Genomic DNA, 10,972 nt, shown 5'->3' on the forward strand with positions numbered 1-10,972 from the left:
GTTAATCATCCGCAATGGATGATAGCCGTGAGTTGGTATATTTTAGGAGCTATACGATAAATTTCGTATTCCCTATTGTGCAGTGCACCATTACCATCTATATGTCTTTCTGAAAATTTCAAGGCTGAATAATATTTCGACTATGACCAAACCAAAGACCATTGTTGTTAAAATCGGGTCCGCGCTGCTCGCAAATCAGGATTTGCTAACACCGCGCTACGGCTTCCTCCAGCGTCTTATGGAGGACATCGCCCATCTGCGATCGCAAGACTGGAACGTAATCGTCTGTTCCTCCGGCTCGGTGGCACTGGGCCTGCGTATAATCGGTGAAACTCCCCAGAGCGCAGGCGTATCCGACAAGCAGGCGGCTGCTGCATGCGGAATGCCCTTGCTCCTCAATGCATACAAGCAGGTCGGACATGAATTCGGGTTCGATATCGCCCAAGTGTTGCTCACTTTGGGGGATTTCGAAGATCATCGCCGTTTCCTCAACACGCGCAACACTGTCCACCGGCTGCTGAGTTCTGGCATCATGCCGATCGTCAATGAAAACGATACCATCACGACGGAAGAAATCCGGGTCGGCGATAACGACCGTCTGGCTGCCAAGGTTGCTCAGATGGTCGGCGCAAGCGACTTCATCATTCTTACCGGTGTAGACGGCCTTTATGATCGCAATCCGGATGATCCCGAGGCCAAGTTTGTCCCCGAGGTGCATGATGTGAATGATTACATGGATGCAACCAAGGGCAAGAGCACTCTTGGGACGGGCGGAATGGAAACCAAGCTTCAGGCTGCCAATATGGCCCAGGAGGCGGGGGTCACCACGTGGATTGCGCAAGGTGAGGCGGACAGGCCGCTTTCGCGCGTCCTCGAAGGCACCGGCCGAGCGACCAAATTCTTTCCGAATCCGGAACCGATGTCAGGTTGGGACAGCTGGATCACCAATCGCCTGCAAATGGCTGGCAGCCTGGTTGTTTCGGAAACCGTGGCCACTGAATTGGCCGAGGTTAATCGGCCGATCCGCCGTGTTGATGTCATTTCTGCCGATGGCGACTTCACCCGGGGCGACGTGCTGCACATTTACGATAGCAACGGGGTCGAGCGCGCGCGCGGACTTTCCGATTTTACATCTGAAGAACTGCGCGTGATGATCAACAATCCGGAGACCGAAGCCGAGCAATTGCTGGGTTATCGCACCAAGGGCGAAATCATACGCCACAACAATCTTGTAATGCTCGATACCCGGCATGTCCTTTGGGATGCCCCTTCGTCGATGAGCGAAGGGTAAGGCCGGACAGTTCAGACCGCGGCGTTGCCGCTCGCCATCGCGGTATCTACCGTGTTGAAAGTAGTCGACAATTCCGGACCCAGCGACTGCAATGCTGTAATGGCGGCCACAGCGATCAGAGCGGTGATCAGACCGTATTCGATCGCAGTCGCTCCCGCCTGGTCTTTCACGATGCTTCTTATAACGCGCATTGAGCAACGCTCCCGTGTGATGGTGGCTTTCAGTCGCTAACCTCGGCCCGGTTCGGTTTATATTCCGGAAAAAAGGCGGGTTAATCCGCGTACACCATCGCGGCGTTAATCTCGTGGATGCCTTGAGAACTTCACTTGGCGTTCAGCGGGGGGGTGGTTATAGGCTCGTCGCCATGACGACCAACTCGCGTTTCTCTCGCAAACTCGCCCTCGGTGCCCTTTTGGGTGCGACCCTCCTGACTGCTGGCTGTGCAAGCCGCGGCGGGGGCGGCCCGGAAGATACAGCTTACGTCGCGCGCGACGTGGAAACGCTTTACGCTGAAGCGCGCTCGCGGCTCGATCGCGGCCAGCCTCAGTTGGCGGCTGCGCTGTTTGACGAGGTTGAACGTCAGCATCCCTATTCGCCGTGGGCCCGCCGTGCCCAGCTGATGTCTGCATTCAGCTATTACGTCGCCAGCGATTACAACAAGTCGGTATCTTCGGCGCAGCGTTTCCTGTCGATCCATCCGGGTAACAAGGATGCGCCTTACGCCTATTACCTGATCGCCCTCAGCTATTACGAACAGATCAGTGACGTTCAGCGCGATCAGAAGGTAACCGAGCAGGCACTGACTGCCCTGCGCGAAGTGGACCGCCGTTTTCCGCAGACTTCCTATGCGGCAGATGCTCGTTTGAAAATTGACCTTGTGCGCGATCACCTCGCTGGCAAGGAGATGGAAATCGGCCGATATTACCAGCGTTCCGGCAAGTGGATCGCGGCGCAAATCCGGTTCCAGAACGTGGTCGAAACATATCAGACAACCAGCCACGCACCGGAAGCTCTCTACCGCCTCACAGAATCCAGCCTCGCTCTTGGTGTTCGTCCCGAAGCTGTGAAATATGCAGCCGTCCTCGGTGCCAATTATCCGGGCAGCGAATGGTACGAGAAGGCTTTCGAACTGATCGAGGATCACGCGGCAGGCGTCAGCGCCAGCTGATCCGCGATCACGATTAACGAAATTTAGGCATATCCTACGCTAAGGCGCTCCCATGATGGGGGCGCTTTTTCGTTGGGTGGTGTGCGTAATTGCGCTGGCGACATTTACGGTGGCCGAGGATGCACACGCGCACCCGGAACATTCCCTCGTTGGCGGAGAGGATATCCGGCCGGGGGAAATCCTTGTAGAGGGGATGCTCGACGGCAGGCGCGACCGGATCGATCTCTCCTCGGTCGATGTGAGCATCAACGGTAAAATTGCGAAAACCGATGCACAGGGACACTTCGCCGCGAGCGTTCCCCGGTCTGCCTACTACTTCGTCCAGATTAGCGGCGAACGAATTTTTCGCAGCATGCAGACTTTCGGGAATGCCGAGATAGCGGACGATTCGTGCCACTGTCTGGCGATCCCGGCGATCGAATTGGTCGCGCGTAAAAAGGGCAGGGTGGAGCTGTTCTTCGGCGGCGATTCAATGGCTGGCCGCCGCTATTTTTCTGCCCGTCGCGGCGAGAAAGCGGTGCTCGACCGGGTCACGTTGGACCAGGATCTCGACCAGCTGTTCACTGCGATCAAACCCTATTTCGCGCACAGCGACCTTGCATCAATTAATCTGGAATCGGTGGTTGCAGCCGAGCAGCCGGGACCGCCTGCGCCCAAGAAATACCTGTTTTTCTCGCCCCCTGAATTGCCGCAGGCATTGGCGAGGGCGGGTATCGATCATGTCTCGCTGGGCAACAACCACACCGCCGACTACCGCGATGCCGGGCTGCGTACGACCTTTGACGCGCTCGACGCGGCCGATGTCGCGTGGTCCGGAGCCGGCATGGACGTGACGGAGGCCGAGCGCGCATCGCGGTTCAAAATCGCTGCCGAGAAGCTCTCGATCTACGGCTTTGTTGGCTGGCGCGGGACATGGACGCCCAACCAGACCGCCACCGAGACCAAGGGCGGGGCTGCATGGGGGCTCCGCAGCGTGGTCGAAAAAGTCACCCGGCGCGAACGCAAGGCGGGTTACACGCCGATCATGCAATTCCATGGGAACATGGAATATGCCGACCGTCCCAGCGAGATGTCACTTCCCCGGTTCCGTGCGGCTATCGAGAAAGGCGCGCCGCTGGTAATCGGACACCATCCGCATGTCACTCATGGGCTCGAGATTTACCGGGGCGGTCTGATCGCCCATTCTCTCGGCAATTTCCTGTTCGACCAGGAGCATCCACATACCCATGTGACCTATGGCCTCAAGGTATGGCTGGAGAACGGGAAATTCCTGCGCGCCGAGGTGCTGCCGATCCAGATGCTCGACTATCGCCCGGTACCTGCCACCGGAACCATGCGCGAGGCGGTTCTGCGGCGGCTCTATTGGCTTTCAGCAGAGATGGGTACGAAGCTCGATCGCTCTGGCGGACATGCGGTGGTCTGGCACAAGCGACCTCGCGAAAGCGAGCCAGAGTGCAAAGCGCCGGGCCCGTGGCATCTTGCCAGTTTTGCGCCCGCCTGCGTCGATCCGGAAATCGAATACGGGCGCAATCTGGTGCCGCGCGGCGACTTCGAGAATACGCGCGTGTCAGAAGCCACAGATCGCTTTTGGGTCAGCCGTAACGCAGGGGTAGATTTCCGGCGGCGAGAATCCGAGAGCGATGGCTATATGGCTCTGCTGCCTGAGGGCGCTTCGAAAGCCTCCTACCTTTATTCCAACAGCTATATCCGCGATGTTTCAGCACGTGATTTCACGCTGGAAACACGGATCAGGGTGCCGCGCGATGTCGAGATCGAGCTGATCGCCAAAGCCCGTCCGCACGAAACCGACAAGCCAACGTCGTCAGTCAAAGGCGAGGTGGTCGCCGCTGCACGCCTGTCGGCATCGGACGACTGGCAAGATCTTCGCCTCCCGTTCACTCGGCCTGAAGAAACGCTGGGCAAGGCACGGGCTTTCCGGTTTATTCTGAAATTCCGGTTTTCCGACGCTAGCGATGGGGGCGAGAAGACGATCGACATTGACGATTTCGCATTGATCGAATGGCCCGGCGCAGACGACCAGTCGGATCCAACGCAAGCCTGGCGCTGGACGCATTCCCGCGCCAAAGCGGGCGAAAAACTGGCCGCCCGCTAAAAACTTTTTTTCGATCACTTGAAACCGGATCGATTTTGTCGCATTTAAACACTGCGGACCGGGCCCCTCTGGCGTGTGCATACTTGCCCACGTGATGTCGGACCGCATCGGACAACCGATGCGCACTGGTAGGCTCTTTCCCCCTCCCTCCCAGCTTACCGGTGCCATCGGGCGTCCGATCGATCCAAATCGATTACGGAGCCGTCAATGGTCAAAGCTATCGCCCCTACGCTGCGCGACTTCCTGCAGAAGGAATCCGCTGGCGGCATATTGCTGATGGTGGCCGCTGCGCTTGCCGTAGTCGTTGCAAATTCCCCCTTGGCTGAGCTGTATCGCGGGTGGCTGGATCTGCCGGTGGTGGCCGGCATCGGCGGCGCAGTTATCGATAAGCCCCTGTTGCTGTGGATCAACGACGGCTTGATGGCTGTATTCTTCTTCCTCGTCGGTCTTGAAGTTAAGCGCGAGATCATGACCGGCCAGCTATCGAGCTGGCGTCAGGCCTCGCTCCCGCTGATCATGGCAATCGGCGGTATGGGCATTCCGGCAATCATCTATGCCACACTCAATTGGGGTGATCCGACCACGATCAGCGGATGGGCCATTCCCGCAGCCACCGACATAGCGTTCGCGCTAGGCGTTCTCGCGCTGCTGGGTAGCCGGGTGCCCGTCGCATTGAAGGCGCTGCTGCTTGCGGTTGCCGTCATCGACGACATTGGCGCCATCACCGTGATTGCACTGTTCTATACCGAGAGCGTCCAGACAGACATGCTGATCGGCGGAGCGATTACGCTTGCGGCCATGATCGGCCTCAACCGCGCGAAGGTGGCTGACAGCTGGCCCTATGTTATCCTGACCGTCGTGCTGTGGGTCTTCGTTCTCAAATCGGGCGTCCATGCCACGCTGGCAGGTGTTGCTGCGGCGATGACGATCCCGCTAACCGCGCGAGGGCAGGAACCGCTTATCCGGATGGAACATGCGCTGCACTATTATGTAGCGTTCCTGATCATCCCGATTTTCGGTTTCGCCAATGCGGGTGTCTCATTGAGCGGAATTTCGTTCTCCGATCTGATCGCGCCGCTCCCACTGGGTATCGCGCTGGGACTGCTGATCGGCAAACAGCTCGGGATTTTCGGCTTCGGCTGGCTCGCCATCAAAACCGGCATTGCCGAAATGCCGGAAGACGTGAACTGGCGCCAGCTTCACGCGATGAGCCTGCTTGCTGCAATCGGCTTCACGATGAGCCTGTTTATAGGCAATCTTGCCTTCGCTGACCCGGCATTAATGAACCAGGTGAAGATCGGGGTGCTGTCCGGTTCGGTCATCGCGGCGATCGCAGGCTACCTCCTCCTCAGCAGGGCTCTGCCGAAAGAAGCACTCAAGGAAAGCCTCGCTTGACCGGCTGAGCATCAAGGCTGTTCGAAAAGAACAAAGGGAGGATGACGTAGCCTTGCACGTCGTCTAGACCGTGCAGCGATGCTCACCAGGCTGGCCATCCGCAATATCGTGCTCATCGAAGCGCTCGACCTTGATTTTGGGCGCGGGCTCGGTGTGCTTACCGGAGAGACGGGGGCGGGCAAGTCGATCCTGCTTGATTCGCTAGGCCTGGTGCTGGGCAACCGTGCCGACAGTGGTCTTGTTCGCGGTGGTGAAGGCAAGGCCAGCGCCACGGCCAGTTTTGAATTCGCGGCTCTGCCTGACTTGCTTGCCGAACTGCTCGACGACGCAGATATCGACGTAGAGGAAGGCGAACCGCTGATCGTCCGGCGACAGCTCAAGGCCGATGGCAAGAGCAAGGCCTTCGTCAATGATCAGCCTGTCAGCGTGGGCTTGCTGCGCGAGATGGCGGGCCACCTCGTCGAACTGCATGGACAGCACGATGATCGCGGATTGGTGAACCCTCGCGGCCACCGCGCGCTGCTCGATCGCTTTGCCGGTGCTGACGCTGTGCGGGTCAGCAAGGCATGGACCACATGGCGCGCCGCCGAACAGCAGCTGGCCGAGGCGAAGAATGCGCTGGAGCAGGCAAAGCTGGACCAGGACCTGCTGCTTGCCCATCTTTCGGAACTCACAACGCTGGAACCGCAAGCGGGAGAAGAAGCACGCCTCGCAGAAACCCGGGCCTCCATGCAAAAGGGCGAGAAGCTTGCGGGCGATCTGGAAGAGCTGCGGCATATCTGGGAAGGTTCGGATTCTCCCCTGGCATCCCTGCGCGTCGCCGCGAGAAGGCTTGACCGGATTGCCGAAGAACATCCTTTGTTGGCCGAAGCACTTCAGGCCCTCGACCGGGCGGTAATCGAAGCGGGCGAAGCGGAGGACAAGCTCCAGTCCGCGGCAGAAGCGATGGAGCATGATCCGCAGGCACTCGATGCAGCGGAAACGCGGCTGTTCGAATTGCGCGCTCTGGCCCGCAAGCACCGCTGCGAAGTGGACGAATTGCCCGACAAGATGCGCGAGATGCGCAGCGAACTCGATTCCATCGAAGGCGGCGAAGCCGAGCTTGATGCGCTTGAACAGGCGGCGAAGACATCCGGCGATCGTTACAAGGCCGAGGCCGAGGCGCTCCATGCCAGCCGTGTTGCGGCAGCGCTGCGACTGGATGAAGCGGTCGCACGCGAGCTTGCTCCGCTCAAACTCGACGCGGCGCGGTTCAAGACGGACATTGTAACGCTTCCGGAAGAGCGCTGGGGCGCGCACGGGATGGACAGCGTGGAATTCCTCATCGCCACCAATCCGGGCGCCGCTTTTGCCCCGCTCAACAAGATTGCCAGCGGCGGCGAATTGTCGCGCTTTATCCTCGCGCTCAAGGTCGCCTTGGCCGAGCAGGGCGGGGCGGCCACGATCATTTTCGACGAGATTGATCGCGGTGTCGGCGGCGCGGTCGCCAGCGCGATCGGCGAACGCCTCGCTCGGTTGGCGAGCAATGGACAGTTGCTGGCTGTCACGCATAGCCCGCAAGTCGCGGCGCGCGGGGACACGCATTACATGATTGCCAAATCGTCCGAAGGCACGGTTACCAAGACAAGTGTGTCCTTGCTCGACGATGGCGGTCGTCAGGAAGAAATCGCCCGGATGCTCAGCGGCGCCGAGGTGACTCCCGAAGCGCGCGCGCAGGCGGACAGGTTGCTGGAAAAAGCCTGATCGCAGGCACTTGTCGGCAGGTTGCGCGTTTTGCCCGCATGACGACGATCCGGACAATATTCGCAATCGCGAGCGCCGGGCTTCTGGCGGCCTGCTCGCAATATCTGCCTCGTTACTCCGCACCTCTGCCATCGGCGGAGACCGGCTATTACGAGAATATCCAGAGGCCGCGCCTTGCCTTGCTTGAATACCGGCTGGGCAAATATTTCGCACAGAAAAAGCGGCCATATCCCGTTGTCTGCGCTGCGGCGGGCTATGTGCATCCGCATTTTTCGGACTCGCTGCCGCGCCCACTCGATCCGGACGTCGAGCGGGCCCTGATCGCGCGCTTTCCCGAGCTGTCACCTTTATCGCGGTGCAAGCGTGACGGTCTCGACATTGTCGCTACCGATACAGGGCAGGCGGCTGCCATTTTTGACGTACACGAATTCGTTTGCGACAGCCCCGCAGAGTGCCTTGGATGGGGCGGCTATTACGCCAATGGCCCGCACGGCTGGAGCTATTACCGCATGAACTTCGATCGCGGCGAATGGCAGATCAAGCCAGAGCCGCTTAATATCGTGCTTACCGGCAGCGAAGCGCGTTAACTTGCCGGGTCAGGCTCTCTCATGCTGACGTAAATGAGCGTCATCATGGCCATCGCGCCGTAAACCCAGGACCCATCGAAGGGCCCTTGGCCAAGCGGCATCTGCCAGAGTTGATATCCTGCAATCGCGACGCCCTGGAACAGGCCCCACCAGTTCAGCACAGCAAGGCCCATTGCTATCTTGGCCCATTTTTTCGCAGCTTCGAACGTGGCGACGTCGGCATTGCGCAAGCTCAGTAACTTCCAACCCCCGTAGAGGCCAAGCAGTCCGGCCGCACCCTCCAGGGCGAATACGATAACCATCGCGATGACAATGAGGAAACCCGGCGGAACTGGCAGAAGGGTAACCGGGTAAGCCTCCTGATCGGCGTGGCTGGTCGTGTAGACGAAGAAATCATGGGCCTGCTGCAGGTTCGCGATATTATGCGCAACATAAAGCAGGGCCATGAGGCCGACGCTCGCAGTAATGCCTGCTTTCAAGATACGATCGATCATCAAATTTCCCCCAATTTGGCGATGCGACCGCGTGGCACTTTTCCCCGTGCCTCCGCTGATGCATAGCGCGCAGCATGGGAATCAAGCAAACCGCACCTGTGGACATGAGCGAAGCCGACGCGGCCAACGAACTGATGCGGCTGGCAAAACAGATCGCTTATCACGACCGGCTCTATCATGCGGAAGACACGCCGGAGATCACCGATCCGGAATATGACGCGCTGGTGCGGCGAAATGCGGCGATTGAGGCTGCTTTCCCGAACCTTGTCCGTGACGATTCGCCTTCGCGCAAGGTCGGCTTTGCTATCGCTGCATCACCGCTGAGCAAGGTCACCCACGAGGTTCGGATGATGAGCCTCGATAACGCGTTCAACGCGGAAGAAGTCGCGGAATGGGCTGCGCGCGTCAGGCGTTTTCTTGCGCTTGATGATAGCGATCCCGTGGCTTTCACGGCGGAGGACAAGATCGACGGGCTTTCATGCTCGCTTAGATATGAAAACGGTAAACTGGTCGTGGCGGCCACGCGCGGCGACGGGCAGGTGGGCGAAGACGTCACGCCGAACGTCGCGCATATCTCAGATATACCGCAGCAATTGGTCACCGAAACCCCGCCTGAGGTGTTCGAGGTGCGCGGCGAAGTCTACATGGAAAAACAGGCTTTTGCTGCGCTAAATGCTGCGCAGCAAGAAGCCGGTGCGAAGCTGTTCGCGAACCCGCGCAATGCCGCTGCCGGATCGCTGCGCCAGAAGGATGCCAGCGTCACGGCCAAGCGGGCGTTGCGGTTCTGGGCACATGGCTGGGGCGCTGCTTCGCAAGTGCCCGCCGAAACGCAGTACGATATGGTTGCGGTCTTGCGGCAATGGGGTTTCCCGATCTCGCCGCTATTCACCCGCGTGGACAGCGTAGAGGGATTGATCGCACATTACGAAACCATCGGCAGGGCGCGGCCCGACCTTGGGTACGAAATCGATGGCGTGGTCTACAAGGTCGACCGGCTTGATTACCAGCAACGGCTCGGCTTCGTTGCCAAGGCACCGCGCTGGGCGCTGGCCCACAAATTCCCCGCAGAGCGCGCGGAAACGACGCTCGAGCAAATCGATATCCAGGTTGGCCGCACTGGCAAGCTGACACCGGTCGGCAGGCTGGCGCCGGTGCTGGTCGGCGGAGTGACGGTAACCAATGTCACGCTCCATAACCGCGACGAGATCGAACGCCTTGGCGTGCGTCCCGGCGACCGGATTGTCATTCAGCGAGCAGGCGATGTCATCCCGCAAGTCGTCGAGAATTTGACCCGCGATGCGGCGCGCGAGCCGTTCGTATTCCCGGACCATTGTCCCGAATGCGGTAGCGAAGCGGTCGCCGAGGACGGCGAAGTCGACGTGCGCTGCACCGGCGGCCTTATCTGCCCTGCGCAAAGGACTGAACGGCTCAAGCATTTCGTCAGCCGGGGCGCGCTCGATATCGATGGATTGGGCGAAAAAACCATCGACCAGTTCTTCGCTCTTGGCTGGCTGGAAAGCCCCGCCGACATCTTCCGCCTCAGAGAGCGCCGCGAAGAAATCCTTGCGCTCGAAGGGTGGAAGGAGAAGTCGGTCGACAACCTCCTTGCCAGCATCGAAGCGCGGCGCGAGCCGGACGCTGCACGCCTGCTCTTCGGTCTTGGTATCCGTCATGTCGGGGCGGTCACGGCGCGCGATCTGATGAAACATTTCCACGAGCTTCCGGCGCTGAGGACCATTGCACAATCAGCAAGCGAAGGTGATGCAGATGCCGCGGCATCGTTGACCTCGATCGACGGTATCGGAACCGCTGTCGTCGAAGCGCTGGGCGATTTCTTCCATGAAGATCACAATCGCGAAGTTTGGGAGGATATCCTCTCGCAGGTTTCGCCCCCGCGATATGAGGTTGAAACGAAAAACAGCGCGGTCGCAGGCAAGACCGTCGTCTTTACCGGCAAGCTGGAAACCATGAGCCGTGATGAGGCAAAGGCGCAGGCCGAACGTCTCGGCGCCAAGGCGAGCGGCTCGGTCAGTGCCAAGACCGACTTGCTCGTGGCTGGACCCGGTGCCGGCAGCAAGCTCAAGAAGGCGGCAGACTTGGGGATCGAGGTAATCGACGAGGCGGAATGGGCCGCTATCGTCGCGGCAGCAGAATAATCCAGACTTTTCGGAAACTTGCACG

The 10,972-nt window shown here is 59.5% G+C and carries 9 protein-coding genes; 7 read left to right on the top strand and 2 right to left on the bottom strand.

Going from position 1 to position 10,972, the window contains the following annotated elements; genetic code table 11:
• The first annotated feature begins 142 nt into the window (after nucleotides 1–142).
• Complete coding sequence (gene proB, locus K3166_RS05300) at nucleotides 143–1,291, top strand: glutamate 5-kinase (RefSeq protein WP_221423625.1); 1,149 nt, start codon at nucleotides 143–145, stop codon at nucleotides 1,289–1,291.
• Between the two features lie 11 nt (nucleotides 1,292–1,302).
• Here the strand turns inward: proB and K3166_RS05305 are convergent, their stop codons facing one another.
• Nucleotides 1,303–1,482, bottom strand: a complete 180-nt coding sequence (locus K3166_RS05305) for a Flp family type IVb pilin (protein WP_221423626.1) — start codon at nucleotides 1,480–1,482, stop codon at nucleotides 1,303–1,305.
• 173 nt (nucleotides 1,483–1,655) lie between these two features.
• Between K3166_RS05305 and K3166_RS05310 the strand changes: the two genes are divergently transcribed.
• The 5 genes from K3166_RS05310 to K3166_RS05330 all read left to right on the top strand — a co-directional run bounded on the left by K3166_RS05310 (nucleotide 1,656) and on the right by K3166_RS05330 (nucleotide 8,297).
• Nucleotides 1,656–2,459, top strand: a complete 804-nt coding sequence (locus K3166_RS05310; protein ID WP_221423627.1) for an outer membrane protein assembly factor BamD — start codon at nucleotides 1,656–1,658, stop codon at nucleotides 2,457–2,459.
• A 52-nt stretch (nucleotides 2,460–2,511) separates the two neighbouring features.
• Nucleotides 2,512–4,572: a CapA family protein gene (locus tag K3166_RS05315; RefSeq protein WP_221423628.1), complete on the top strand. Its 2,061-nt coding sequence runs from the start codon at nucleotides 2,512–2,514 to the stop codon at nucleotides 4,570–4,572.
• 207 nt (nucleotides 4,573–4,779) lie between these two features.
• Entirely contained in the window at nucleotides 4,780–5,967 is a 1,188-nt protein-coding gene (gene nhaA / locus K3166_RS05320; RefSeq protein WP_221423629.1) for a Na+/H+ antiporter NhaA, read from the top strand.
• A gap of 78 nt (nucleotides 5,968–6,045) precedes the next feature.
• Nucleotides 6,046–7,710, top strand: coding sequence for a DNA repair protein RecN (gene recN / locus K3166_RS05325; protein WP_221423630.1), 1,665 nt, complete (start codon nucleotides 6,046–6,048; stop codon nucleotides 7,708–7,710).
• A 38-nt stretch (nucleotides 7,711–7,748) separates the two neighbouring features.
• Nucleotides 7,749–8,297, top strand: coding sequence for a hypothetical protein (locus K3166_RS05330; RefSeq protein WP_221423631.1), 549 nt, complete (start codon nucleotides 7,749–7,751; stop codon nucleotides 8,295–8,297).
• Here the strand turns inward: K3166_RS05330 and K3166_RS05335 are convergent.
• Nucleotides 8,294–8,791: a DUF2165 family protein gene (locus K3166_RS05335; RefSeq protein ID WP_221423632.1), complete on the bottom strand. Its 498-nt coding sequence runs from the start codon at nucleotides 8,789–8,791 to the stop codon at nucleotides 8,294–8,296. The two genes, K3166_RS05330 and K3166_RS05335, sit on opposite strands and share 4 nt — an antisense overlap.
• 74 nt (nucleotides 8,792–8,865) lie before the next feature.
• Here K3166_RS05335 and ligA point away from each other — a divergent pair, with 74 nt between their 5' ends.
• Complete coding sequence (ligA, locus tag K3166_RS05340) at nucleotides 8,866–10,947, top strand: NAD-dependent DNA ligase LigA (RefSeq protein WP_221423633.1); 2,082 nt, start codon at nucleotides 8,866–8,868, stop codon at nucleotides 10,945–10,947.
• The last annotated feature ends 25 nt before the right edge of the window (nucleotides 10,948–10,972 follow it).

It is taken from the genome of Qipengyuania psychrotolerans, from assembly GCF_019711355.1.
Classification (GTDB): Bacteria; Pseudomonadota; Alphaproteobacteria; order Sphingomonadales; family Sphingomonadaceae; genus Qipengyuania; species Qipengyuania psychrotolerans.

What these genes read in the sequence shown, in the direction of transcription:
- K3166_RS05330 (WP_221423631.1), top strand. Translation starts at nt 7,749, where the DNA reads ATGACGACGATCCGGACAATATTCGCAATCGCGAGCGCCGGGCTTCTG.
- K3166_RS05305 (WP_221423626.1), bottom strand. Translation starts at nt 1,482, where the DNA reads ATGCGCGTTATAAGAAGCATCGTGAAAGACCAGGCGGGAGCGACTGCG.
- proB (WP_221423625.1), top strand. Translation starts at nt 143, where the DNA reads ATGACCAAACCAAAGACCATTGTTGTTAAAATCGGGTCCGCGCTGCTC.
- K3166_RS05335 (WP_221423632.1), bottom strand. Translation starts at nt 8,791, where the DNA reads ATGATCGATCGTATCTTGAAAGCAGGCATTACTGCGAGCGTCGGCCTC.
- ligA (WP_221423633.1), top strand. Translation starts at nt 8,866, where the DNA reads ATGGGAATCAAGCAAACCGCACCTGTGGACATGAGCGAAGCCGACGCG.
- K3166_RS05310 (WP_221423627.1), top strand. Translation starts at nt 1,656, where the DNA reads ATGACGACCAACTCGCGTTTCTCTCGCAAACTCGCCCTCGGTGCCCTT.
- recN (WP_221423630.1), top strand. Translation starts at nt 6,046, where the DNA reads ATGCTCACCAGGCTGGCCATCCGCAATATCGTGCTCATCGAAGCGCTC.
- K3166_RS05315 (WP_221423628.1), top strand. Translation starts at nt 2,512, where the DNA reads ATGATGGGGGCGCTTTTTCGTTGGGTGGTGTGCGTAATTGCGCTGGCG.
- nhaA (WP_221423629.1), top strand. Translation starts at nt 4,780, where the DNA reads ATGGTCAAAGCTATCGCCCCTACGCTGCGCGACTTCCTGCAGAAGGAA.